Below are 25421 nucleotides of genomic sequence, written 5' to 3'. Positions count from 1 at the left end.
AATACAAAGGATCAGTCGGGGCTTAATTATAAACCCTGTGATGAAGCTTTTCGCACCAGAGCACAGTCGCCCCACAAACCGCGACAGGCATAATAATTAAATTAACGAATGGCAACATACTCAACAGACTGGTCGTAATGCCAAAACCAAAACAATCGCCTTTTTGCTGATTAAGCGTTTCTCGCATTTTTTTAAAACTAACCGCATGGTTGTCAAAACAAAAGTCACAATATTGCACGGCCATCATCCAGGCCACAAATAAAAACCACAAAATTTGGCCAATCACAGGCAAAATAAACAGCAGGATTAAAAAGCCCAACATGCGTGGTAAAAAGTACATTTGTTTTTGCCACTCACGGCCGAGCGCACGACCAATTTCTTGCATCAGGGTAAAATTGTTTTCACCGCGCACCGCTAATTGGGGGTTAAGTTTAGCTTCAACTTTACTGGCCAATAACCCATGAAAAGGTGCGGCAATAAAATTTGCTAAGGTAGTGAAAAAGAATATAAACATGACAAAAAAACTGATAATGGCTAGTGGCAATACTAGTAAATTTAACCAGCTCAGCCAATCAGGCAATAAACCAACTACCCAGGCGCTGACTTCATCTGTTTTTTGGACCATCCAGTAAAATGCGCTCGCAAACATGATAAAATTAATTAAAATAGGTACATAAACATACCGTCGGATCCCTTTTTGCGAGATAAGTGAAAAACCTTTGAATAAGGCACTTGAACCTGATGTCATCTGTACTCCTTTATTTTGTCATAAAAAATTGTGAAAAAGCTGCGCTTTTGATATGTTGCGGCATTAAAAGTTTCCTAATTAAGACGACTCGATTATATACATGAGACTTAAACAAATAAAATTAGCTGGCTTTAAGTCTTTTGTTGATCCTACCAGTGTGCCGTTTCCAGGACAAATGTCTGCTATCGTGGGCCCAAATGGCTGCGGTAAATCTAACATCATTGATGCAGTGCGTTGGGTGCTGGGTGAAAGCTCAGCTAAAAACCTGCGCGGTGAGGCCATGACAGATGTTATTTTTAATGGTGCCAGTGGCCGCAAACCTGTCTCACAAGCGAGCATTGAGCTGATTTTTGATAATAGCTCAGGGCGGATAAGTGGTGAATTTGCGAACTACAACGAAATTTCTGTCAAACGTACTGTGACCAGAGAACCCGTAGCACATTATTATTTGAACGGCACTAAATGTCGTAAACGTGATATTCGTGATTTATTTTTAGGCACAGGTTTAGGGCCTAGATCATATGCGATTATTGAACAAGGTATGATCTCACGTTTAATTGAATCTAAACCCAAAGATTTACGTCATTTTTTGGAAGAAGCCGCCGGTGTTTCTAAATATAAAGAGCGTCGGCGAGAAACCGAACTTCGTATCCGCCATACCCGAGATAACCTTGAACGATTAGAAGATGTTGTAGCTGAATTAAACAGCCAGTTAGAACGGCTAAAAAAACAAGCGGCAGCGGCTCAACGTTATAAGACCCTAAAGGCTCAGGAGCGAAAGCTCAAAGGTGAGCTCAGTGTTTTAAAATGGCAAACTTTAGATGCAGAATCTGCTCAGTTAAAACAAGTCATTCAGCAAAAGGTGACCGAACTAGAGTCATTTAAAGCACAGTTTCAGAGCAACGAAACATCGTTGGTACACTGTCGTGAAGATGCATTTTTAGTACGTAGAGAGCTAGATGACAACCAACATCAAATCTATCTAACAGGCCAGGAAATCAGCAAAAGTGAGCAGCAATTAGATCATTTCAAGTCGTCTTATCAAGCAGCCGAACAAGAACGAAGACAACTTAAAAAAGAACTAGAAACACTTGAACAACAACTCACTATTGATAAAAAAACAGCTGAAAATGCACAGCAAATATTAGATGAATTACTGCCTAAATCCGAGTTAGTCGAAGCTCAATGGGAACAAGCGGATGAGATGTTAGATAATGCAAATGATGAAAAAATGCGGTTGGATGAAGCGGCCCAAGAAATTTCGGCACGCTATTACCGTATAGAAAGTGATGTCAAAATAAAACGATCGCAGTGCGATAACATCGAGCGTATACTAGCAGAGCAGGTTGCTAACAGTGCCCGCAGCGTGCAGCAATTGCAACAATTGAACGAACAACAGGGTGTCGATCTTGAACAAATTACACAGGAAAAGGATCACGCGCAGGCTCAACTCGAAACGCTACAGCAACAAGTTGCACAGACGCAGGATCAATTACAGGTTGATCAGCAACAATTACGAGATATCGAGCAGCAACGACGAACTTATGAGCAAAGGTTACATCAACTGGAAGGTGAATTAAGTTCGATTACGACACTGCTCACATTTGATCTTCAAAATAATAGTGATCAAACAAAAATAGCGACTGATAACATTATTGGACCTTTGTTTGAACAGCTCACCGTGGCTGATGGTTGGGAGCTTGCTGTTAGTAGAGTGTTAGCGGATTGGAACAAGGCCCTTGTTGTTAAACAACTGCCAGATGACGAACAAAAAATCTTGTCGGGTATTTGGATTGCCGAGCAAAATTTAATAGACAGTTCGGCGGCCAAAGCTAGCTTAGCTGAAAAAGTGTCAGGGCCTTCTGCGGTTATACGATTGTTGTCTCTGGTTGGCATTGATAAAAATCAGCCGTTGGCGTTAGGTTATATTAGACCCGATGGTATTTGGAGAGGCCCAGATTGGCTGGCCGGTGTTAGCCATGAAGACCCTAAAAACAATAGGATTTTATTATCTAAGCGCAAACAACAATTGGCGGATAAAGTTGCTGAGTATCAAAATAAACTAGCGGATATACAACAAAGTTATCAAAATACGCAGGCGCATCTGGCTGATTTAGCAAAACAATTAAAGGATCAACAAGGACATCAGCAGAGTTATCAAAACAAACTGAATGAACTTCTGCAAGCGTTAAACCAAGCTCAATTGCAAACTGAATACAGAGCTCAAAAGCGGGCTGAACTTAGCTTGCAAATCGAAGAAGTTGAAATTAAACAAGCGCAAGAAACAGAACGATTAAACCAGACCCTTACAGAGCTTGATATTTTAAACGAAACTCTTATTACAGTCGAAGCCGAAAAAGACAGTCTGCAAAATCAAATAAATCAGGCTCAAAATCAGTTGGCTAGCGCGCGCGCCCGACGCGATCAACTTAAATCTGAAGAACATGAACTTAGGCTCAAAATAGAGCAGACCCGCCAACAGCATAAAAATAGCCGAGATTTAATACAACACAGGCAATCGTCAATAGCCTCGTTGCAAAATAAACTAGCCCAAGCAGAAGCTAAAATTGCGGCATCGGATGATCCAAGTGATGACATTAAAAATCACCTTGAACAAATGCTAAGCAAACAAAATTTTTTGCAAGATAGCCGGACTAAATTATTAAATCGAGAAAATGAAATAGAGCAAAAAATGCGCTCTATCGAGCAAGTTCAACAAAGAATTCAAGGACAAATACAGGACTTGCAGGATAAAATTGCAGAATTTAAAATTGCTGAGCAAGGTGTTCGTGTACAAGCTGAATCCGTATTAGAAGTGCTCACAGAGCTAAATATGCGTTTTGCAACTTTGTTAGCAGAGATGCCACAGGAAGCTGAGCAAAAAGAATGGACACTGAGGTTAGAAAAAACACAACAAAATATTAAACGACTGGGGGCTATTAACTTAGCCGCAATTGAAGAGTATCAGCAACAAGCCGAGCGTAGTGATTATTTAAATGCTCAATTGGACGATCTAAATGAGGCACTTGCAACGTTAGAAGATGCAATACGAAAAATAGACAGAGAAACTAAAAGTCGTTTTCAAACGACCTATGATGCAGTTAATCAGGATCTGCAGGCATTATTCCCAAAGGTCTTTGGTGGCGGTGCCGCTTGGCTTGAATTAACGGATGATGATTTATTGGAAGCTGGTGTGGCTATAATGGCAAGGCCACCAGGCAAACGAAATAGCACCATTCACCTACTTTCTGGTGGTGAAAAAGCATTAACAGCGTTGGCATTGGTTTTTGCAATATTCAGGTTAAATCCAGCACCATTTTGCATGTTAGACGAAGTGGATGCGCCTTTGGATGATGCAAACGTCGTTCGATTTTGCCGTTTAGTTGAAGAAATGTCTGAATCGGTGCAATTTATATTTATTTCGCACAATAAAATCGCTATGGAGATGGCTAGCCATCTAATTGGTGTTACCATGCAAGAAGCAGGTGTATCTCGTATGGTATCGGTTGATATCGACAAAGCAATTGAATTAGCTGAATTAGAATAATTGTAAAGGTAAATAATGGAATCAGAATTAAGAGCAGTATTAATGGTTTTAGGTGTATTAGCACTTTTGGCTCTGGTTGTTCATGGGGTATACACCATAAGGCAAAATAAAAAGTTGCAGTCACAACAATTACACGACCAAGAAGCTGATGATGAACAATCAGAGGAACCTGATGACGCGGTCATCTCAAAACCTCGGGTGGTGGGCGATTCAATCGTTGAAAAAAGTGCTGAGACAAAAGCTTCACTTAGCGAAAAACTCACTAAGATTAAAACACCAAAAAGTGCGGTAAAAGCGCCTAAAGAGCGTGTTGAACCTGGTTTTGGTGAACAGCAAAATATAAACTTGGTAACAGAAGATGACAGCCAAATTCAAACCGATTTAGGTTTTTCGGCAGCCGATAACGAAGAAAATCTGCCAGAGGATATAACGCCCGCGACTAGCACGGATAATCAACAGCAGCAAAACAGCAGTGATCGAGAACCTGAAGAAGTATTAATTTTAAATGTGGTGCCTGCAGAGGGGCAAAGCATTCAAGGTGCGCGATTATTACCTAAAGTATTAGAGTTGGGTTTTAAATTTGGCGACTTTAATATTTTTCATCGCTATCAAGATGCTAAAGGCGAAGGCAGTGTTTTGTTTAGTTTAGCGAATATGTATAACCCCGGCACTTTTGATATAGATAATATGGAACAATTTAATACTCAAGGCTTATCCTTGTTTATGAGCCTGCCGGTTGACGCAGAAGCATTAGCAACTTTTAAAAAGATGCACGAAGCAGCAAAAGAAATCGCCGCTGAATTTAATGGTCAGGTGTTAGATGGTCAGCGCAGCGTATTAACGCGGCAAACCGTTCAACACTATCACGAACGCATTCGTGAGTTTGAGCGTCGCCGTTTATTAAAGTGAGCTACAAAGTTTAAAAAACGCGATTAACTTAACCTAATAGAGCCGATTTTTAAAACCTGAATAAAATCGGCTTAGGTCCTCTGTTTTTTTTCTCGGTAGCAGATGAGTGCAATAAAAGACAAACTGGCACAAAGTAATACACTGACAGCGACCGGCTGAATACTGTCATTGTAAGCATAAGCGGTAACTGCGCTGATGCTAGCGCCAAGTGCATATTTTGCAAAACCCAACAGAGCAGACGCTTTTCCTGCGTTGTGTTCGTAATAGGCTAGATAACATGCAGTAGCATTTGGACCTATTGCACTAATCGCTGACACCGTAATGGCAAAACCTAAAACTGCTAAGATTAAGTTAGTAGAAAAAAAATAACTTACGGTCAATAAAAGTAATCCACCAAAAATCTGTAAACCGACAAAGCACTTTAATAATTGCTCAGGACGGTAGCGATTTAGTAGGCGTGCGTTCACTCGATTAATAATGGCGATCGAGGCAACATTTAATAAAAACAATGATGAAAACTCGGTCGCTTCTAACTCAAAATATTCCATATAAATCATCGCAGAGCTGGATAAAAAGATCATTAGAACACTAAAGCCCATAGCTTGTGTAAATAAAAAGCGAGACGCTGCAACATTTTTTAAAATAATTAAATAACTGATAGAGTGTGTTTTTTTCGTGCCGTGCTCTGTTTGAGCGCTTGCAGGAAGTAAACGCCGTATACAAATAAATATACTGCTGGCGACCAGCGCTAAAAAGATAAAAATCGCGTGCCAATTAAAAAAAGCTAACATTAACGAACCGATAGAGGGCGCAACAGCGGGGGCTAGCATCATCACTAGAGTGATCAGCGACAAAAGTTTAGCTGCAGCGGCACCTGTTACATGATCACGGATCAAAGCCGGTACACAAACTGCTGAAATTCCGCCTCCTAAAGCTTGAAGCATTCTAAATATCCATAATTGTTCGACCGTGCTGGCGATGGCAAGTAACAATGAGCCCAATATAAATACTCCGATCCCGATTTGCATGACACTGCTACGACCAAAACGGTCCGATAAGGGGCCACCAATAAGCTGGCCAAAAGCCATGCCCATAACGTACAGAGAAACAGTAATACTGACATTTTCAGTTTGAGTGCTTAAGTCCGAGGCTATTTCTGTAATTGCTGGTAAATAAGTATCAATCGCTAAAGGAGAAATTGAAAAAATAGCGGCTAATAAAAGCGTCATCGGCACTGAAATATTTTTTTGCATAACACCTCATATTGAAATTATCTTTCTAGAAAGATAATATAGATAAAATATCTTTCTGGCAAGATAAATTAAGAGTGTGACAAATATGCAAGCACGTGAATCGATTTTTACCGTGATAGAAAAATTTAAATTAAATTGGCCTGATTGTGGTGAACGTTTAAATCCATATTTTTTAAAAATGTATAGAATCCATGAATTGTTGCAGGCGCAAATCGAAAACTATCTGGCTGGATTAGGTTTACAAAAAGCAGACTTTTCTTTGATGACAGCGCTGCGCAGATCCGAACATCCGTATGTTTTGTCGCCGACCGAACTTTCTCAATCCATGGTGTTTAGTTCAGGGGGGTTAACTAAAGTGATCATGCGATTAGATCAAAAAGGTTATATTAAGAGGTTAGACAATCCAGATGATAAACGTAGTCGATTAGTTGCATTAACAGAGATAGGAAAACACATTGTTGAAGAGACTATGTCAGAAGTACAAAAAATGGAACAGAACAGCTGTCCATTGACAGAGCAGGAGTGCGATCAATTGGTCGCATTGTTGGATAAGTTATTGCATAAATTAGAAAGAGAATGAAAAAGCGACAGTTCAAACACTAAAGTATAAGTTGATAAAAAGGTGCTAAAAAGCACCTTTAGATATACGAATTTTAGTTAGTCTTTTTCGGCTAACAGTAATCCACCGAACAATGTCATGCCGATAATGCCAATAAGCGAGATAGCAAGTATTAAAGAATTTGAGCCACCAACCTGAGAGATATAACCGAGAAGTGCAACAAAAGGAATGCCCACTAAACCAGTTCCTAACAATTTTTTTCCACTCATATCTGTACCACCTTGAATTAATTATTCGCAGACTTTATATAAGTTATAGGTGCTATTCATAATAGTGTCAATAATATTTTTTAAGAATTTAATTAAAATGTCATTTTTTGGTGGTAGCTCTAAGCCTATTTGTTTTAAATCTGCCGCACATTATTGCTTTTTTATTCATCTTATTAAATCTATCAGAGCGACAAGTCGCAAAAAAATCCATATAGGCGTTTCTAGCGTAAGAAAAAATATAACACAAGGTTAGGAGGCCAAAATGTCAAAATACCGAATGGAAAAAGACAGCATGGGTGAATTACAAGTGCCGCAATCAGCGTTATACGGTGCGCAGACTCAAAGGGCTGTTGAAAATTTTCCAATAAGCGGAATAAAGATGCCAGAAACCTTTATTAGAGCTTTGATATTACTTAAACAAACTGCGGCGCAGGCCAATGTACATTTGGGTGCTTTACCAAAAGATAAAGGCAAAGCCATTAAAACGGCTTGTCAACATCTGTTAAACGACCAAAATCTAATGCAGCACTTCCCCGTTGATGTGTTTCAAACGGGTTCTGGAACTAGCACAAATATGAACGCTAATGAAGTGATCGCCAACTTAGCAAGCCGCCAAAGTGAAATTAAGATCCACCCCAATGATGATGTTAATTTGGCCCAAAGCAGCAATGATGTGATCCCAAGCTGTATTCAGATAAGTGCCGTGCTGACTGTTAACGACCAGCTTATTCCAGCCCTTGAATATGCTATTATTCGCTTAAAAGCTCGTGAAAAAGAATTTTCTAATGTTTGCAAAACGGGCCGTACGCATTTAATGGATGCCATGCCAATTCGCTTTGATCAGGTATTAAGTGGTTGGCGGGCACAGCTGCAAATGAATTTAGATGCTATTTATCCAGTTTTACAGCAGATGCAAAAGTTACCGTTAGGGGGGACAGCTGTTGGTACTGGGGTGAATACCGCGGACGGATTTTCGAACCTGTTTAACCAGCTGTTGTCTGAGCATACACAACAGCCGTTTGCAACGGCTGACAACTTTTTTGCACTGATCAGTGCACAAGATAATTCCGTAAGGTTATCTGGGATACTTAAAGCAATCGCGACTTCGTTAATGAAAATAGCGAACGACTTACGTTGGATGAATTCAGGCCCTCTGGCAGGGCTTAGTGAAATAAAGCTACCTGCGTTACAGCCCGGCTCTTCAATTATGCCAGGCAAAGTCAATCCAGTAATTCCGGAATCGGCCGCTATGGTCGCCGCGCAGGTTTTTGGTAATGATACGAGCATAACGGTTGCTGGGCAGTCGGGAAATTTTGAGTTAAATGTTATGTTGCCTTTAGTTGCACGCAATTTATTAGAGAGTATTGAGATACTTGCTAATGCGCTCAATTTAATGACGGATAAAGCCATTAGTGTTTTTACTATAAATGATAAAAACATAATAACGTCTTTAAATCGCAATCCAGTATTGGTGACGGCTTTAAATCCCATTATTGGTTACGAAAAAGCTGCCAAGATAGCAAAAATCGCATACGCTCAAAATAAACCTATCATTGAAGTGGCAAAAGCAGAAACTGATTTGCCGGAAGATCAATTGAAACGGCTGCTTGACCCGAACAATTTGACGGGTCGTTAATTTGATATGGTATGTTTACGAGTCTTGCTCACTTGGCTTTTACACAGGTCACTTATATTATGGTCATAATGTCTTGTTGAGCAAGACGTGCTTTGGGTAATCCTGCATTCCAATCTTCTTTTGCATCATGGTATCCCATAGCTACTGCTACCTCGCAGACATGTCCTTGTAACTCATCAGCAAAAAGCTCCCCGATCCGCTCAGGATCGACACCTTCCATCGGAGTTGAGTCAATACCAAGCCTTGCAAGGGTGTGCATCAGGTTGCCAAGTGCCAGATACAGTTGAGCTTTTGTCCAATGGCCATTAAAACCTTGTTTATCCGTATTGGCTTTTGCAAACGCATAAGCCCCTAAAAAGGCATCATATTTATCGGCTGGCAAATGACCCGAACTAACTTCCGCATCTACCCGTTTTTTAAATTTTTCTAAACTAAAATAAGGGTCGTAAGCCAATAAAATCGTATGTGACGCATCAGTAGCATGATGCTGATTAAACTGATGTTTTTTATCAAATGATTGGGCAAATCTTTGTTTAGCTTGCTCACTTTCTATCACAATAAATCGCCAAGGCTGGGAATTGATTGACGAAGCTGAAAGACGTAAAGCTTCAAGAATAACCTGCATGGTGTCGGCTGGAATACGTTTGTTTTTATCGAATTTTTTTGCGGTGTAACGGCTATTCAAATCTTTAATAATTGCATGTGACATAAAAATACTCCTTCTGATGTTTTTATGTCGACTAGTATATTTGTGATTTTAGTTTTGATAATGGCGTTGATATAAGAAATTGTTTCAATATTTTTTATAAAATAAAACCCGATGTTTTTTCAAAAATATATTAAAAGTGTTTGTTTGTTTTTTCTTATTATCAATCCATAAATAGGTATATAAGATGGTCCTCCGGTTTTAATAAACCTAGTTTAACTATTTATCGCAGTTCAGGGGGCGAAATGAAAGCACGTGCAACCGTTAATTATCATGTTAAGAGTCATTTGCCTCAGTTTTTTCAAATTGATGCCGGCGGCATTAAGGGGCAACTGATATCACCTAAGTTGTTAGCCCGGCAGGTAGATGTCGCAGATGAACGGGACAGACCTGGCTTAGTTAATTTTTTAAATGATGGACTAGTATTTACAGAATACGATTTTGACAACGTTGATTTTATCAACAATGATTTTAATTCCGAACTTTATCAAGCTGAACTGACCGACTTGGTCAAAAAACATTTACCTGCAAGACAAGTGATAGCCTATGATCATACCATTAGAAATAGTGCTGACACTGAGGCGCGTAAGCCGGTAAAAAACGTGCACAGTGACTTTAGTGAAGCGGGGGCAAAACAGAGGTTGTTTGATATTTTAGGACCCGAACGAGCAAAAATTTGGTTAAGTGGACACTTTGCTTTTATAAATGTCTGGCGTCCTTTGGCGCATCCGGTTTCTGAATGGCCACTGGGTTTTGTGCAACCCAATACAGTTTCTGCAGACGATTGGGAGACAATTGTTTTAAAATATCCAGATCGTATTGGCGAGATATTGGGTTTAACTTATTCAGTCCAGCATCAGTGGTTGTATCGTTCTAATATGACACCGAATGAGGCGGCCCTTTTTAATGTTTTTGATAATAAGGGATTGCAAACGGTTGCCCACAGTGCATTAGAGTTACACCAAATGCCAACGAGGCAACCACGAAAAAGCATTGAGAGTCGCTTGCTGGTTCAATACTGAATCAGCAAGACGGCTTATTGGATGATAAATTTTTTGTCGGTTCTTAGATAAATAATTGCTTCAGCTTCATTTGAGTTAATTAACTTATGCTGCTGTTGGCCGCTTGATTCTAAGTAGCTACCAGCGGCTAATTGAGTTGTTTTTTTGCCTTGATATGTTAACTCACCTTCAATTACGACAGCACGAAACTCGTTTGCGTCGGTGATAATGAAGCCTTCAAAACCGCTCGGTACTTTAATTAAAGTACCGCCAACCTGTCCTGTTTGACCCCATAAATAAGCGGCTTTCACGCCGTCCTTTTTTATGTCGTAAAGATCGCTGTTATTTAACCAGACGATATTGTCTCTGTGTAAATTTAGCGGGCGTTCGCCGTTATCAAATGCTTTTTTAGAGGGCTGCACTAGGTAGGGGCCTTGGTCTATTTCTAAGTAGATTAAGTTTTCTTGGTCATTGGCCGCCGTTGTATGATTTTCACCGGCTGGTTGTGTCCAAAATGAACCCGTTGGCATCCACATTTTGCCAGCGGTGGGGTCGTCGTTATGCATTAGTCCCTGAATGACCACGCCGCGATAACTGATATTATGAATATGGGGTGGGGACTCAAACCCTTTTTTAAATCGCACTAACATGCCTGTGGCTGTGTCTTTTGTTCTGTCACCCCACAAATCGGCTGCACCCGGACTTTTATCACCGCGCAAAGGGTTCAGGTACCCCCACTGTATATCTTTTGTTGCAATAACTTTTGTATAGCTGTCAGCTGCCCAGCTAGGTATAGATGATAAAGTTAGCGATAAAAGAGACACTTTTAATATTGATTTCATGGTAAATTCTCCTAAAGACTGAATGACAAATACTTTATAAGTCTTTTATCGAGTAATAAACCAGCAGGCGTTGAATTCACTTTCGTTATATTGTGGATAATAGAACCGGAATAGATTGAATGAAAATTTCTGACTTACAGGTGTTATTAAAAATTGCAGAGCAGGCATCTATCACTGCTGCGGCTCATCAGTTAGATATGAGCTCCTCAGCAGCTAGCATGGCTTTAAAACGCATTGAACAGGCGTTAGGCGCTCAAATGTTTGTTAGAACGACCCGCCAATTGAGATTAACACCAGAAGGCGAGCGCTACTTACCTTTGTGCCAGCAAGCGGTAGCGCTTTTGCAAGAAGGTCAAACATTAGTACTAGAAAAAAATCAAGCCATCAACGGTGAAATTAAAATGGCTTTGTCGTCAGAAATGGGGCGCAATTTAATGCGAGAATTGTTGAACGATATTCTAGCTGAATATCCTCAAGTGTCGCTGCGTTTACACGTCTCAGATAGTCGAGCTGATTTTTACCGCGACGGGGTAGATATAGCGCTTCGTGCTATGACCCAAGAAACGGTTAAAAATTTAAACTTGCACGGGTTTAAAATTTGCAATATTCCTCATTTTTTGTGTGCATCACCAAGTTATATCAAAAAACATGGTGAGCCAAAAAAACCAGATGATTTAAGCCATCATAACGCACTTTTGTACAAATTGTATGATGTGGTACATGATGTCTGGAAATTCGAGCGAGATGGACAGATATATAAAAGCAAAGTTAGTAGCAACAGGGCGGTTAATGATGGTGACATAGTTCGGCGTTGGTGTATTGATGGGGTTGGCATTGCAAAAAAGTCTGTTATCGATATTTCGCAAGATCTGCTTTCAGGTAAATTACAGCGGGTTATGCCTGATTATAAGATACCTCTCACGGAAATGTGGTTAGTATTACCTAGCCGCCAGTTGATATCACCAACGGTGCGTTTAATTAAAGATCAACTTATAAAAACAATTGCGCAGCGGCGGTCTCAGTTATTTGACGCGGGTTTAATCACGCCAAAACAATGGCCTGAGTAAACTGATTATCTGTTAGGTTACATGTGACAGCGTTTATTAAACTCAAGTGATATGTAAACTTATTTCAATCTGATAATACTTTGTTTTTACCACCGCGTTTTGCTTTATACAGCAGATCATCTGCTTGTTTTATCGCTTGATCAAAATGGGTATCGGGTGCAATTTCAGCAATGCCAGCGCTAAATGTAAAACAAACGGTTAAATTATCCACTTTAAGCGGGTAACTGGATAGTTGATTCTGTAACTTTTGGACGAATTGGGTTGCGCCTAATTTATTTGTTTGCTCAAGGACCAATAAAAATTCTTCGCCTCCCCAGCGGGCGGCGGTGTCTGTCTGTCGGCTCGAGAGGGTAAATATTTTAGAAAAATGTTGCAGTGCCTTATCGCCTACATCATGTCCGTACTGGTCGTTAATTTGTTTAAAGTTATCTATATCGATCAATACAATAGAGTAAGTTTTTTTAAGTGTTTTTTTATTGCTGAAGTGGTCTGATATACAGCGACGATTAGGTAAATTTGTTAATGTGTCTTTGTTAGCAAGTTCTTGATTTTGTTCTGCTAAATCAGCTAACTTTCTATTATACAAAGAGCGGAAATATTCATAAAGTGCGGTTAATATAGTTACAATGATAAACGCGATAAAAAGTCGTTTGTATAAACTAACCAAACGGTCATCATAGGCGCCAAAATAGTTGTAGTAGCGGATTGAGATATTTATCAGGACAAAAGAGATTAGCGTGAAGATGACTATGTCTAAGGTGCCTTGTTTTAACCCTCTTAAAAAGAAGGTGACCAAGGGAACTATAAAACACCAAACAGGACCAGTGCCGTGATGGCCACCTGTTAAGACCAGATAAAACATCAATACATACAAGGTATATAGAATAATTGAAGCAGAATGGTTCATTTGGCCGTGTTTAGATAAAACCGCAGATAAAAAGAATAACAATGAAGAACCGAGTAAGGCTAAAAACAGCGGATAATTATGGTTTATGACACCGATTATGCCCATAACCAAAGTAGTGAGGCCACCAATGATAGAAAAGTATTTTATGATTAGTTTTCGCTCATCAATATCAGAGAGCACTTCAGTGCGATAATCCATTATATGACCTTAAAACAACGATAATTTAATGTCAGTCGTAGTGAAAATATTCTTGTCGTTTGACAAAAAATTCAACTAGCTTTGCGCTGCACTCTAGCATGGTTTAACAAATTATTACATATTTTATTGAGGGGCATTTAATTGAAGAATATTCAGAACGGATCGCTACACCTATAAAGCGAGTTGATGGTTCGGGTGCACCTGGCAGTGAACCCGACCTACAAGATACTATGTTGCCTGCTTTTGTTTGCAACGCGTGCGGTAATGCAAACCTACTCGGCGGCAACTGTGACTGATTTAAAACAATAATCGGCTAAATTAATATCACCTAATTGGCCGTTTGGCAGTGTCTCGGTAAAATACTCGATTAAAGGCACAGCGTAAGCAACATCTGACTCTTCAAACGCATCCGGGTTTTCCGCACGGACATCCGCAAAGGTTAGGTAGCCATCTTTGCCAAGTGCGGTAAATGAATTGGTAGCAACAGAATAGGTTGCGTTCATATCTATAGCTGACCATTCTCCGCTGGTTTTACTTTTAACTTCTAAGTTTTCGATACGGGTATTTTCGCCATCTAAAATTAAGTCATAACGCAGGTGGGAAGCGTAGGGCATAGCGCCGGTTGATCCGCTAATGCTTTGAGAATACGCAGCACCTTGGTTAAGCACTTTTAATATCTCGGCGCCTGTCATATCGATTGTGACTACGGTATTAGAAAACGGCAATATGGTATAAGCATCGGCAACGGTAAATTCACCCTGGTTTAGCGGTCCACGTACGCCGCCGGCATTTTGAATGGCAACATCGGCTTTGGGTAAATATTTCATAAAAGCATCAGCCACAACATAAGCTGAATAACTTCCCGTTGGGGTTTGGCCGGGTTCAAATGCGGCCGGTATTCGTGTAAACGGCATGGTTTGCTCGATAGAGCCGATCACTTGATTGCTGTACTCTTCTAATTTATTTTTGTACTCGGTTAATAGAGTTTCAACTTCTTGGTCATCTTCTATTGTGCGAATGCTTTTTAACGCGTTTAATCGGCTGAGGATCATTTGTTCGCTAGTACTGTCTGCCTCTACCCAAGCACCTTGGCTATCTTTTACCTTAAAATTATTTTCTACTAATAATTCTGTTACACCGTGAATTTGAGTGATCTCACCGTTTTTATCAAAATCTATATTTAAACGGCCAAGGGCTTTAGCATATTCCCATGCTTGCACAATATAAGTGTTTTTGCCGTCAGCATTCTGTGCCAACGTTGGAAACTCACCATCGACTGGCAACCCCATTGAAGCAATCTCTCCAGTGGAGTCTAAAAGGTTATGCGTATCGCCGCCGATAATTAAGTCTATGTCCTTGGTTTGGGCGGCAAGTATTTGGTCGAAATCATAACCTAAATGACTTAATACAATGATTTTATTGATACCTTTATCAGTGACTTCTTTGACGTATTGTTTAACGGTTTCGATTTCGTCAAAAAATTCAACGTCGTCAGATACCAAAGACGACTCTTTGGTTTTTTCGACTTTTAATACACCTATAATGGCAATTTTTTCACCGTCAATTTTTTTGATTATATAAGGATGAATGTCTTTACCATATAAAGGGCTGGCTTGTGTAGCATTAATGTTGGCGGTTAACAGCGGAAAGTTTGCCATATCTATAAGCTCGGCGAGTCTTGCATCACCTTCATCAAATTCATGATTACCGAGTTGGTATGCGTCTATCTCTAATAGGTTAAAAACTTTAAAATCGACTTCCCCTTTAAATAAGCTGAAATATAAGGTGCCGTTTAACTCACCATTGTTTAAAACCAAGGTGTTGTCGGTACGATATTCTTTAATCGCACTAGAAATTTTAGAAAAACCACCGAGCTGAACTTGCACAGATTCAGCGCCAGCTTGATTCGTATCGTAATCGAGTGCCAACGTAAATTGCTGGCTTTCAAAATGAGAGTGGTGATCGTTCGTGTGTAATACTTGTAATGAAATTGCTTTATGTTGGGTTTCGGTATTGGGATCTTGTTCTTCTGTCAGGCTGATTTTACAACCAGCCAATGCGATTGCAGCGCTAGATAATAGTGTTAGTGTTTTAATTTTCATAACTCGACTCCAGTTTTATTAATAAACAAACTGTATTTGCTGAGCATGAAAATTGTCCTTCATATTGATTAAACAATTATTAAAACACACATAGAGACCACCAGATCAATTCATGTGAACAATTAATCTTGCGTTTTTTGGCTTTTTAACTGTTTGTTTAAATATAAGTGTTCAAGTGATCTTGTTTTGGTTGCGACCTAACAACAGTAAATACTAATAAAAGGTTGATTAAGCAATGAAAAAATTTAGAGTAGTCGCTATATGGTTATACACATTAACTCTGCTAGTGGCATGTGCTCAGCCAGATGCTGAGCCAGGAACAAAAAACGTCAGTGTCGCTGAGCATAAAAAACCTAATATCGTAATTATATTTGCCGACGATATGGGCTGGGGTGATATACAAAAATATAACCCAGAGACAAAAGTGCCAACACCCAATTTAAATATGCTCGCTAACGAAGGTATGATATTTACCGATGCTCATTCATCGTCCGCCGTTTGCACACCATCGCGTTATTCTTTATTAACGGGGCGTTATGCCTGGCGAACTCAATTAAAAAAAGGTGTTTTAAACGGCAGATCGCCTCTGATGATAGATCTTACCACAGAAACCTTACCAAGTTTGCTGAAGCGCGCCGATTATAATACGCTGATGGTGGGCAAATGGCATTTAGGCATAGGTACTAACAAACCCGACTATCGAGGTCGCTTAGCGCCAGGTCCGAATGCGGTGGGCTTTGATTATTTTTATGGGATTGCGGCATCGCTCGATATGGGACCGTATGTATTAATTGAAAACGAACAGGTCATTACCCCCCTAAATGGTGACAAAATAGCAGGCAGCAAACACAGACGTCATAATGGTGGCGGTTTTTGGCGGCCCGATGAAATTGGTCAAGGGTTTAAGCACGAAGAGGTACTTCCTTTAATTACGGATAAAGCCGTAGAAAAGATTCATCAGGCCTCGCAACAAGATAAACCATTTTTTATGTATTTTTCACTAACGTCGCCGCATACGCCTTGGCTGCCGGTGGGTAAATTCAAAGGCTCAACTGAGGTGGGGTATTACGGCGATTTTGCAGCTTATACAGATGCTATGGTAGGAAAAATAACGGCTGCGATTAAAGCGTCGGGCATCGAAAAGAATACCCTTGTTATTTTCTCGTCAGACAACGGAGCGAATTGGTGGCCGCATCAAATAGAAAAATATGGTCATTTAGCCAATGGTCCTTGGCGCGGCCAAAAAGCAGATATTTATGAAGGGGGCCACAGAGTGCCGCTTATTGTTAAGTGGCCTGAAAAAGTTTTGGCAGACAGCCAGTCAAATATCCCAGTGGTATTAAATGACGTGATGCGAACTTTAGCAAGCATCGTAAAGGTAAAACCAGCAGACGGTTCAGCACCTGATTCATATGATTTTTCTAAACCATTGTTAGGCAAGCTTGTTACACAAAACTACAAGCGACCAGCGATGATTCACCACTCGTTTTCGGGGCATTTTGCTATTCGTGTGGGGGATTGGAAACTAATTGAAGGACTAGGTAGCGGTGGCTTTAGTAAACCTAAAAAGCTAGACGTTAAACCTGGGCAATCGCCTTATCAACTTTATAATTTAGCAGATGATCCAAGCGAGCAAATAAATCTTGCGGCACAGCGTCCGGAAAAGGTTACTGAGCTATTGGCTGAGTTAAATCGCATACGAAAAAATTAAGATCTATCCGTCAATATTAAATAATTGGGGAAATAGAAAATGACGTCTATCAGAAAGCATCTTTTTACATTTATCGCTGTGGCTGGTTTAAGTTCAGGTGTACAGGCAAACGACGCACACAAAAATCTGCCGTTTGATGGGAGTTGGTCTGCATTGCAAAAAATGCAAACGCCCGATTGGTTTAAAGATGGAAAAGTGGGTATTTTTATTCATTGGGGCCCGTATAGTGTGCTTGGTTATCGCAAAGGGGATAAAGGATATGCCGAACACGTTCCAAAACTCATTTATGAAGATAAAGACCATTATTACCCGTATTTAAAAGAAAAATTTGGCGCACATCCACCTGAGTTCGGATATAAAGACATTATTCCTATGTTTAAAGCCGAAAATTGGGATCCGGATGTTTGGGCTCAGTTATTTGCAGAGGTGGGTGCTAAGTATGTTGTTTTTACGGCAGAGCATCATGATGGATGGGCCAATTGGGATTCAGATTTAACACCATGGAACGCTATGGATAAAGGACCTAAAAGGGACTTGGTTGGCGATCTTGGTAAAGCGTTACGGAAAAAAGGGTTAAAATACGCCCCTTCGTATCACAGAGAGCGACATAGTTCGTTTTTTACCACGCAAAAATACAAAGTCAATGCGATCGCGAGAGCGGATATTTTAGAAGAAATAAAACGTGATCCAGAAGCTGAAAGTTTATATGGGCCTTTTGGTTTTTCGAAAGAATATATCGATGACTATGTGCAGCGCTGGCAAGAGATACAAACTAAATATCAACCCGACATGTTATGGATAGATGATATTCCAATTTTTACCCGAGACGGAAATAATTCGCAGGCCAACCCCCAAGTATTTAGGCCGATTATCCAGTACTTTTATGATCAAGCAAGAAGCATGATCACGAATTATATGAATGACGCAGCCGAAAGAGGACAAGCGGTTTATGTTAACAATAAAGGTTGGAATCCTAACTGGCCCGCAGGTGTTGGTGCGTATGAGCGTGATAATTTAAAACTGAAAACGATAGGCCCTAGCTGGCAAAGTTGTACCACCTTTGGTACCTCGTTTGGTTATTTAGCCGCAGAAGAAGATCCGAATTACCAATATAAAAATAGAATAAAAACGCCGAACAAAGTCATTGATGAAATGGTTGAAATTATTAGTCGTAACGGTAATTTTTTAATTAATATAGGGCCTCGTGCCGACGGAACCATACCCGAGTGGCAAGTAGAGCGCTTAAAGGCAATGGGCGAGTGGTTAAAACTAAATGGCGAAGCCATTTATGGCTCAAAATATTGGCATAAAACTGGTCAAACCGAAGGGCACTTGGCATTTACGACGCAAGGTAAAAATTTGTTTGCAATTAAGTTAGACAAAGCGAGTGAGCGTTTTGTTATCGCAGGGACTAAAGGGTGGTCGAGTGAGCGTGTTAAATCGGTTTCGCTCTTGGGCGCTTCGGCCAAAGTTGATTGGACAATGACACCGGCTGGTTTATTAATTATTCCACCGAGCGATTTAGGGGCAAGTCAACATGCTTGGTCGTATAAAATTGTCACCGATCGGGAGCAACATCCAGAACATCAAAATAATCAACCCAAGCTAGATTATTCTGGCACCCAAGATGTTGATTTAGACGGTCATGCAAAATAATAATGTCGCAAGTGCCTGCTTTTGTTTGCAACGCCTTCGGCGGTGCAAACCTACGACATTGATGGAATTTGTGTAAGTCGGCACCGCCAACGGCGTTGCCGACAATTGGTCAAGGATCGCGGTGTGTGTCTTCACGCAAAATCATTAAACTCCGCTATGGGTTTCCGTCATTGTTTAACCATAAATACATTACATCATCAACTATGCCATCCATTTTGGGGTTGCTCGTAGTCATGCTCCGGTTTTGTTGCCAAACATAGTTGTTGAACCAAGTGACAGTATCTTGCTGTACAACACGGTTTGATTCAGTTCCCCGCATCAAAAAGCCTTGTTTTGCTTCACGTGCATTAAAAATATTATTATTTTGCCAGGTATTCCAACGTGTACCTTGAGCGCCAATATTCATTTCGGTGCCGTTTTCTTGAAAACCGCCAGCACCAACCGGCGAATCTTGTGTTAAATTAATAATGCCAACATTATTATCAATTAGGTTGTGGTGAGCATCGATCTCTGTCCATATTAAAAATCGATTGTCTGCACCTATGATGACATTTTCTTCAATACGGTAACGGGCAGAATGTGAGTCTATATCTATGCCATCCCAATGATTTCGGGTAATTAAGTTATTACGAACAAAAGCTAAGTTATCAGCGGCATGCCCGCTGCCGTGCAAATGCACGCCTCTAAACACAGATTTGTCTATAAAATTGTTTTTAATTTCTACTTCGAAAGTACTAGAGACATAAATAGCATTTAAAGCACCTTCGAGTCGAACGCCATCAACAACAACATTTCTTGCATGGTCAAAATGAATTCCATTGGTTCTTGGGATAACCTGTCCTGTATTGGCTAGGGTTCCATCAGGGTTACGAGGTTTTAAATCAGGATCGTAGCGAGCCCAATTGCCCTGCGGGTTAGATTGAGCTGTACTTAACTCAACTTTAATTTTGCCTCTTTGGCTACCCAAAAAAGTAACATTTTGTACAATCGGTTGGTTTTCTATTGACTCTTTAAGTGGTTTGTTTAGCTCAACAATATTTGCGGGTTCGGTGTAATTCTGACCCAAGGATGTCCAATCGTTTTCATCTATGTTTCCGCGATCTTCATCCCAAGCATTGGCTTTACGACGAACGGTAAACACGCCATGCATCTTTGAACCTTTGGGAGTAAAAGCTGCACCGCCTACGTGGGGGGTATCTGCACCTGTATAAGTGAGTTCTCCGTCTATCCAAATGGTTTTATTGCTACCGACATAAATAGGCGCATCAATATTCCAGTTACCTCTAAATACAAAAGTGCGTTCTATATCGTCGGCGATTTCTTGGCGTGCATTGTCAAGTTGCAACGGGCCCCATAAAACAGTGATGGGGTTTATGGCTCTTTGCCACTCATCTGGCCCTGTATTAGGGCGGTTTGCCAAAGCATCTGCGGTATTTTTAACCGCATCCATTGCCGCTATTTGATTTGCAAACGGAGCATCATTGCCCAAAAAGAAGGGTGTGTTAATTATCTCAACCCAAGGGACACCGGCAGAATCGAATTTATTGCGAATATTATTACGCTCATTATCACTGCCGATAGATGGCGCTTGTTGGGTTCTAACAATGCCGTCGTCGTTGGTATAACTGCCGTTTGTATCGTGGCGGTCAGCGTCGTCCCAATACCAGGTTCCACCTTGTGTGAAAGGTGCACTCATAGTTGGGGCGGCAATAAAAAAACTAGCCGTTAGCGCGATAAAGTTTTTCTTTAAGTTAAATTTCATGTGTTACATCCAAACCTATATGTTTATATATAAAGTGTGGTATCATTTCATAAAATTAACAAGAGGTAAACATTTATGGAACGAACAGTTAAAGGTTTAATCTACGGATTGCTCGTAATAAGCAGCATTAATACGCTGCAAGCACGTGATTTTTATGTTGCAAAAGATGGAGATGATAGTCATTCTGGTGCTATAGATGCACCATTTTTGACGCTACAAAAAGCAGCTGAGATAGCTGAAGCTGGTGATACTGTTTTTATCCGAGAGGGTTTTTATGAAGAGGTGTTATCACCAGTAAACTCTGGTGAGGCGGGTAAACCTATTATTTTTCAATCCTACCCAGACGAAAAAGTTGTGATCACCGCAATGCAATCGCTCACCGGTTGGCAGCATGACAAAGGGGATGTTTATGTGACCCAAGTTGACTGGGATTTGGGGCAACAAAACTTTGTGATGCAGGGTAATACAGCGATGGATTTAGCACGTTGGCCAAATAATATTGATGGCGATCCCTTTACCCAAAACTCGCTCAGAAACACAGGTGGGAGCGGGCCGAACGTAATTAATAACGCCTATTTGGATTATGCTGATGGTATACCAAGCGGTGATTGGTCTAAAGGTGGTTCAATTTACTTTTACGGCGATAAGCCTGGATCTGGTTGGACAAGTTGGCGAGCCTTTATAACGGGCAATACAGCGACTCGGGTCACTTTTGAGTTGGACAAAAATCCAGCTTGGATCCGAACTTTCCACGCGCCAGCGGACAAAGGTGATTTTTTCCTGCAGGGCATCAGAGAGGTCCTTGATTATCAAAACGAGTGGTATTTTGATCCTGAAACGAAAAAGCTTTACGTGCAACTGCCAAACGGGGATAAACCTGACGATCATCAAGTTAGTATGCGAAAGCGAACTAAAACAATTGATTTAGAGGGTAAAAGCTATATTCATATCAAAAATCTGGCGGTTTTTGGTGGTTCAATTGAGATCACTAAAGGGGCTTCTTATAACCATATTTATGGTGTCACCAGTTTATACGGGAACTATACCTTGGGGGTTGTAAGTGGCTTTGCCTCTGGCAACCAAAGTGTGAATATTCGAAGTGACTGGAACCAGTTTAACAGCAAATACAATATTATAGAAAAAAGTGAGATTGGGTTTGGCTCCGGCACCGGCATTTATGACTCAGGTGAGCATACTCAGATTTTAGATTCATATTTGCACGACTTTAATTATCTTGGCAATTATGACGCCATTATTAATGCCCGCGGTGGAAACCATACCAAGGTTTTTAACAATACAATTACCCGGGCTGGTCGAGATGCAATTCAAGGATTTAATGACCATGCTGAATATGCTTACAACGACGTATCACGAAGCAATCTCATTGCTGATGATTGTGGTTTATTTTATACCGTGGGGGGACCTAGCCATACAGAAATTCACCATAACTGGTTTCATGATGCTTATTCCAGCGGTAACAAAAATAAAGCCGCCGGTATTTATTTAGACAATGATGCCGAAAGTTTTTTGGTGCATCATAATGTTATTTGGAATACCGAATGGAGCAGCATACAAATAAATTGGAATGGCACCGACATAGATATATTTAATAATACTATGTTCAACGCCAGTGCTGTCATGGGGGCATGGCACAAAGAAGGCACAGCATTTAGTGATGTTCGTGTATGGAACAATATTTCTGATAGTAGCGCTTGGGAGCCTCAATCAGATAAACAAAATAACATAACGGTAACCAGTAATGCATTTATCGCCCCCCAAGAGGGTGATTTTAGATTAGCTGCGAATGCCACACCGATTGACTCGGGTCGACAAATAACCGAGATCCAAGCGGATGTTATAGACGGTAAACCCGACGCTGGTGCGTATGAAATAGGCGGTGAAAATGCAAATTGGGTGGCCGGTATTACTTGGGAACAAAAATTGGGCCCGACAGGTAATGGTTGTTATGGTCTTCCTGGCGAAAATTGCGTAGCTCCGAATTTAACTGAACCGAGTGTAAATTTTAGTCAAGATCAAACAGTTGAAGAAGGTAAAACAGCAAGTGTTAAAGTCACTTTAAGTCACTTAGCGGTTAAATATCCGGTGACCATCCCATATATCATATCTGGCTCGGCGGGTAGCAGCGATCACAATGCACAAAATGGTGAGTTAAGGATCAATAGTGGACAGCAGGGCAGTATTTTAATAGAGATTAAAGCGGACGAGATTGTAAATGAAGAAGAAACATTAATTTTAACAATGGGTAATCCGATCAATGCAGTGTCAGGCGCTAAAACGACACACTCAATTATTATAAAAGACACAACACCTGATTTGCCGCAACCACCAACAATAGGAGAACCACCGACAGACAGTGAACAATCAAGCGGTGGGGCGATTGGTTTCACATGGCTATTATTGATAGGTTTTAATGCATATTTGCGTCGTCGTGTTTAAAAAAGTTTGAGTCGATCGGCACCGCCAACGGCGTTGCCGACAATTGGCATATTTTATTAAACCCCGCCGTTGGCTGCATATTGTCGGGTGCACCTAACGGTGAACCCGACCTACCAGAAACTTGCGGATTATTATATCTACTTTATAGTGTGTCAAAAAAGCTCTAGGTGTAATGTAAAGGATTGTTTTTATGACACAAACACGTGATTTGATCGCAGGCGAACAAGCGGTATTAGCCGTCCCACGCCGTCGTCGCTATCGGCTCTGTCAGATTTTAACCATTATAGGTGTCGTTTTCCTGTGTTCATTCGGCAGTTTGAGTCTAGCCAATGGCGCAAGCTTTTTGGGGACAATTTTGCTAACAAGCGCTTTGATTGGATTGATTAATCTGTATTTGTTAAAGCGTAGCCGTAATGTTGACCGAGCGGCAAAAACGCTCACTTGTATTTTGTTTGTGTTATCGATGAGTTTATTAGTCACAGGTGGCAAAGATAATACTGGCATTCTTTGGATTTATCCAATTGTTGCCATTAACCTTTTTATTAACCGCTTTTGGCCTGCAGTTATTTTGTTTATTATTTTCAGTGTGATCAGCACCTTGCTGTTATTTACACCATTGTCAAACTTATTGTTGACGACCTATACGTTTACTGAGGCTGTTCGTTTTATCTTAACCATACTCGCGTTAAACGTGATCTGCCTCGCTGCTCTATATGCGGAAGAAAAAGCATCTGAGACTGTCTTGCAGCTGTATAATGAGGACGTGCGTCAGAGAGCTTATTTTGATAGCTTGACCGGCTTGCCTAATCGCTGGAGTTTTATAATGAACTTAGGGCGTATGATATCTCGTGCTGAGGTGGACAAGCAACGCATTGGGCTGCTGTATATTGATTTGGACAACTTTAAACAAATTAATGACCAATATGGACATGAGACTGGCGATAGAGTTTTGCTTAAATTTAGCGAGCGGCTAACGGATTCAATTCGTCCTTCTGACCAACTGTTTAAAGTTCCGAAAGAAAGTTTAGCGAGGTTGGCGGGTGATGAATTTGTTGTTTTGTTACCAAATATTCAAGATCCACTTGATGCGAGTAGTGTTGCCACTCGTATTCTAAAAATGTTTGAAGGCGGCTTTGGGGTGGATAATATTGAGCACATGGTTTATGCAAGCATCGGCATCGCAGTTTACCCAGATGATGCCAAGTCACCCGCTGACCTTTTGCGACAAGCTGATGCGGCTATGTATAGCGCAAAACAAGAGGGTCGAAATTGTTTTAGATTTTTTACTCAAGAAATTGCCGAGCGACTTAGCCAACGCCAGCATATTGAAACTGGATTAAGACTGGCGCTACGAGAAAAAGAATTTGTTTTGGTTTATATGCCTATCTTTGATTGCAAAAATAATAAGATTGTCGCTATTGAAGTTTTACTCAGGTGCCCAAGTCACGATTTAGTGGGTATCGGACCGGATCAATTTATACCTGTAGCAGAAGCAACGGGCATGATTAAAGATATCGATTTGTGGGTCATTGAAAATGCGTTTTCGGCATTAATTGTTTTACAAAACGAGCAGCAGTTTACTGGCAAGTTTTGCATTAACATTTCTGGCTTGGAATTAAAAAATGAGCAGTTTCCGACCCATGTTAAAAACCTATTAGAGCGATATAAAATTTCACCGCAATGTATCGAGTTTGAAGTGACAGAAACCGCGTTTGTTGCCGGTGATCTGACCTGCCTAAAAGTATTGAATGCACTAGATAAACTAGGGGTGTCAATCGCGTTAGATGATTTTGGCACTGGCTATACGGCTTTTAACCAGCTCATACATTACCCTGCTGACTGCCTAAAGATTGATCGTTCGTTTGTAAATGATCTGTTTTCTGAGCGCGAAGCTCGTAATAAAATGGTGATGATCATTCAGAGTTTGGCCAATCTTTATCAACTGCGGGTGATTGCAGAAGGCGTTGAGACTGAAGCTCAATTAAATTATTTAAAAGAGCACGGCTGTGATTGGGTACAAGGTTACTTTTTGTCACCTCCATTGAATTGGGATGATTTAATAAAACGATTAAATGAAGAACCGCTTTAAAT

Annotated in this window: 18 protein-coding genes; 10 read left to right on the top strand and 8 right to left on the bottom strand. The window is 40.5% G+C overall.

Features of this window, described 5'->3' with window-relative positions:
- Positions 1–22 precede the first annotated feature (22 nt).
- Entirely contained in the window at positions 23–748 is a 726-nt protein-coding gene (cysZ, locus tag C727_RS0110210) for a sulfate transporter CysZ (RefSeq protein ID WP_017445542.1), read from the bottom strand.
- Positions 749–848: 100 nt separating this feature from the next.
- Here cysZ and smc point away from each other — a divergent pair, with 100 nt between their 5' ends.
- Positions 849–4295, top strand: coding sequence for a chromosome segregation protein SMC (gene smc / locus C727_RS0110205; protein ID WP_017445541.1), 3447 nt, complete (start codon positions 849–851; stop codon positions 4293–4295).
- A gap of 15 nt (positions 4296–4310) precedes the next feature.
- A complete protein-coding gene (zipA, locus tag C727_RS0110200; RefSeq protein ID WP_017445540.1) occupies positions 4311–5204 on the top strand; it encodes a cell division protein ZipA in 894 nt (297 codons plus the stop codon).
- A gap of 71 nt (positions 5205–5275) precedes the next feature.
- Here the strand turns inward: zipA and C727_RS0110195 are convergent, their stop codons facing one another.
- Positions 5276–6457: a multidrug effflux MFS transporter gene (locus tag C727_RS0110195; RefSeq protein ID WP_017445539.1), complete on the bottom strand. Its 1182-nt coding sequence runs from the start codon at positions 6455–6457 to the stop codon at positions 5276–5278.
- An 85-nt stretch (positions 6458–6542) separates the two neighbouring features.
- On the opposite strand from C727_RS0110195, the gene C727_RS0110190 reads away from it, so the two are divergent.
- A complete protein-coding gene (locus C727_RS0110190; protein ID WP_017445538.1) occupies positions 6543–7037 on the top strand; it encodes a MarR family winged helix-turn-helix transcriptional regulator in 495 nt (164 codons plus the stop codon).
- 77 nt (positions 7038–7114) lie between these two features.
- On the opposite strand, the gene C727_RS19545 is transcribed toward C727_RS0110190, so the two are convergent.
- Positions 7115–7285 (bottom strand): hypothetical protein, encoded by a 171-nt coding sequence (locus C727_RS19545; protein WP_017445537.1) that lies wholly within the window; start codon positions 7283–7285, stop codon positions 7115–7117.
- Positions 7286–7547: 262 nt separating this feature from the next.
- Between C727_RS19545 and C727_RS0110180 the strand changes: the two genes are divergently transcribed.
- Positions 7548–8921 carry a class II fumarate hydratase gene (locus tag C727_RS0110180; RefSeq protein ID WP_017445536.1) on the top strand — a complete coding sequence of 458 codons (1374 nt, stop codon included), beginning with the start codon at positions 7548–7550 and terminating at the stop codon, positions 8919–8921.
- A 52-nt stretch (positions 8922–8973) separates the two neighbouring features.
- Here the strand turns inward: C727_RS0110180 and C727_RS0110175 are convergent, their stop codons facing one another.
- Complete coding sequence (locus tag C727_RS0110175) at positions 8974–9630, bottom strand: nitroreductase family protein (protein WP_017445535.1); 657 nt, start codon at positions 9628–9630, stop codon at positions 8974–8976.
- Between the two features lie 242 nt (positions 9631–9872).
- Here C727_RS0110175 and C727_RS0110170 point away from each other — a divergent pair, with 242 nt between their 5' ends.
- Positions 9873–10649 carry a CmcJ/NvfI family oxidoreductase gene (locus tag C727_RS0110170; protein WP_017445534.1) on the top strand — a complete coding sequence of 259 codons (777 nt, stop codon included), beginning with the start codon at positions 9873–9875 and terminating at the stop codon, positions 10647–10649.
- A 14-nt stretch (positions 10650–10663) separates the two neighbouring features.
- Here C727_RS0110170 and C727_RS0110165 read toward each other — a convergent pair whose 3' ends face one another.
- Positions 10664–11470 (bottom strand): DUF4437 domain-containing protein, encoded by an 807-nt coding sequence (locus tag C727_RS0110165; RefSeq protein ID WP_017445533.1) that lies wholly within the window; start codon positions 11468–11470, stop codon positions 10664–10666.
- A gap of 119 nt (positions 11471–11589) precedes the next feature.
- On the opposite strand from C727_RS0110165, the gene C727_RS0110160 reads away from it, so the two are divergent.
- Positions 11590–12537, top strand: coding sequence for a LysR family transcriptional regulator (locus C727_RS0110160; RefSeq protein WP_017445532.1), 948 nt, complete (start codon positions 11590–11592; stop codon positions 12535–12537).
- A 64-nt stretch (positions 12538–12601) separates the two neighbouring features.
- On the opposite strand, the gene C727_RS0110155 is transcribed toward C727_RS0110160, so the two are convergent.
- Together C727_RS0110155 and C727_RS0110150 are read right to left on the bottom strand one after the other, a co-directional pair.
- Positions 12602–13642 carry a GGDEF domain-containing protein gene (locus C727_RS0110155; protein WP_017445531.1) on the bottom strand — a complete coding sequence of 347 codons (1041 nt, stop codon included), beginning with the start codon at positions 13640–13642 and terminating at the stop codon, positions 12602–12604.
- A gap of 272 nt (positions 13643–13914) precedes the next feature.
- Positions 13915–15744 (bottom strand): bifunctional metallophosphatase/5'-nucleotidase, encoded by a 1830-nt coding sequence (locus C727_RS0110150; protein WP_017445530.1) that lies wholly within the window; start codon positions 15742–15744, stop codon positions 13915–13917.
- A gap of 235 nt (positions 15745–15979) precedes the next feature.
- Between C727_RS0110150 and C727_RS18355 the strand changes: the two genes are divergently transcribed.
- Both C727_RS18355 and C727_RS0110140 read left to right on the top strand, forming a co-directional pair.
- Entirely contained in the window at positions 15980–17455 is a 1476-nt protein-coding gene (locus C727_RS18355) for a sulfatase family protein (RefSeq protein WP_017445529.1), read from the top strand.
- A 39-nt stretch (positions 17456–17494) separates the two neighbouring features.
- Entirely contained in the window at positions 17495–19111 is a 1617-nt protein-coding gene (locus C727_RS0110140; RefSeq protein WP_017445528.1) for an alpha-L-fucosidase, read from the top strand.
- A 154-nt stretch (positions 19112–19265) separates the two neighbouring features.
- Here the strand turns inward: C727_RS0110140 and C727_RS0110135 are convergent, their stop codons facing one another.
- Positions 19266–20873 carry a right-handed parallel beta-helix repeat-containing protein gene (locus tag C727_RS0110135; protein ID WP_017445527.1) on the bottom strand — a complete coding sequence of 536 codons (1608 nt, stop codon included), beginning with the start codon at positions 20871–20873 and terminating at the stop codon, positions 19266–19268.
- 75 nt (positions 20874–20948) lie between these two features.
- Between C727_RS0110135 and C727_RS0110130 the strand changes: the two genes are divergently transcribed.
- Together C727_RS0110130 and C727_RS0110125 are read left to right on the top strand one after the other, a co-directional pair.
- Entirely contained in the window at positions 20949–23330 is a 2382-nt protein-coding gene (locus tag C727_RS0110130; RefSeq protein ID WP_017445526.1) for a right-handed parallel beta-helix repeat-containing protein, read from the top strand.
- A gap of 190 nt (positions 23331–23520) precedes the next feature.
- The gene (locus C727_RS0110125) at positions 23521–25419 is read left to right on the top strand and encodes a putative bifunctional diguanylate cyclase/phosphodiesterase (protein WP_017445525.1); all 1899 of its coding nucleotides are present in this window, start codon (positions 23521–23523) and stop codon (positions 25417–25419) included.
- Positions 25420–25421 lie beyond the last annotated feature (2 nt).

It is taken from the genome of Gayadomonas joobiniege G7 (genome assembly GCF_000300815.1).
In the GTDB taxonomy this organism is placed as follows: Bacteria; Pseudomonadota; Gammaproteobacteria; order Enterobacterales; family Alteromonadaceae; genus Catenovulum; species Catenovulum joobiniege.
The sequence above is the reverse complement of the archived record's forward strand: the minus strand, read 5'-3'. Positions and strand labels throughout refer to the sequence as shown.

Excerpts from the sequence above, each read along its gene's own strand:
- cysZ (WP_017445542.1), bottom strand. The coding sequence starts at position 748 with ATGACATCAGGTTCAAGTGCCTTATTCAAAGGTTTTTCACTTATCTCG.
- smc (WP_017445541.1), top strand. The coding sequence starts at position 849 with ATGAGACTTAAACAAATAAAATTAGCTGGCTTTAAGTCTTTTGTTGAT.
- zipA (WP_017445540.1), top strand. The coding sequence starts at position 4,311 with ATGGAATCAGAATTAAGAGCAGTATTAATGGTTTTAGGTGTATTAGCA.
- C727_RS0110195 (WP_017445539.1), bottom strand. The coding sequence starts at position 6,457 with ATGCAAAAAAATATTTCAGTGCCGATGACGCTTTTATTAGCCGCTATT.
- C727_RS0110190 (WP_017445538.1), top strand. The coding sequence starts at position 6,543 with ATGCAAGCACGTGAATCGATTTTTACCGTGATAGAAAAATTTAAATTA.
- C727_RS19545 (WP_017445537.1), bottom strand. The coding sequence starts at position 7,285 with ATGAGTGGAAAAAAATTGTTAGGAACTGGTTTAGTGGGCATTCCTTTT.
- C727_RS0110180 (WP_017445536.1), top strand. The coding sequence starts at position 7,548 with ATGTCAAAATACCGAATGGAAAAAGACAGCATGGGTGAATTACAAGTG.
- C727_RS0110175 (WP_017445535.1), bottom strand. The coding sequence starts at position 9,630 with ATGTCACATGCAATTATTAAAGATTTGAATAGCCGTTACACCGCAAAA.
- C727_RS0110170 (WP_017445534.1), top strand. The coding sequence starts at position 9,873 with ATGAAAGCACGTGCAACCGTTAATTATCATGTTAAGAGTCATTTGCCT.
- C727_RS0110165 (WP_017445533.1), bottom strand. The coding sequence starts at position 11,470 with ATGAAATCAATATTAAAAGTGTCTCTTTTATCGCTAACTTTATCATCT.
- C727_RS0110160 (WP_017445532.1), top strand. The coding sequence starts at position 11,590 with ATGAAAATTTCTGACTTACAGGTGTTATTAAAAATTGCAGAGCAGGCA.
- C727_RS0110155 (WP_017445531.1), bottom strand. The coding sequence starts at position 13,642 with ATGGATTATCGCACTGAAGTGCTCTCTGATATTGATGAGCGAAAACTA.
- C727_RS0110150 (WP_017445530.1), bottom strand. The coding sequence starts at position 15,744 with ATGAAAATTAAAACACTAACACTATTATCTAGCGCTGCAATCGCATTG.
- C727_RS18355 (WP_017445529.1), top strand. The coding sequence starts at position 15,980 with ATGAAAAAATTTAGAGTAGTCGCTATATGGTTATACACATTAACTCTG.
- C727_RS0110140 (WP_017445528.1), top strand. The coding sequence starts at position 17,495 with ATGACGTCTATCAGAAAGCATCTTTTTACATTTATCGCTGTGGCTGGT.
- C727_RS0110135 (WP_017445527.1), bottom strand. The coding sequence starts at position 20,873 with ATGAAATTTAACTTAAAGAAAAACTTTATCGCGCTAACGGCTAGTTTT.
- C727_RS0110130 (WP_017445526.1), top strand. The coding sequence starts at position 20,949 with ATGGAACGAACAGTTAAAGGTTTAATCTACGGATTGCTCGTAATAAGC.
- C727_RS0110125 (WP_017445525.1), top strand. The coding sequence starts at position 23,521 with ATGACACAAACACGTGATTTGATCGCAGGCGAACAAGCGGTATTAGCC.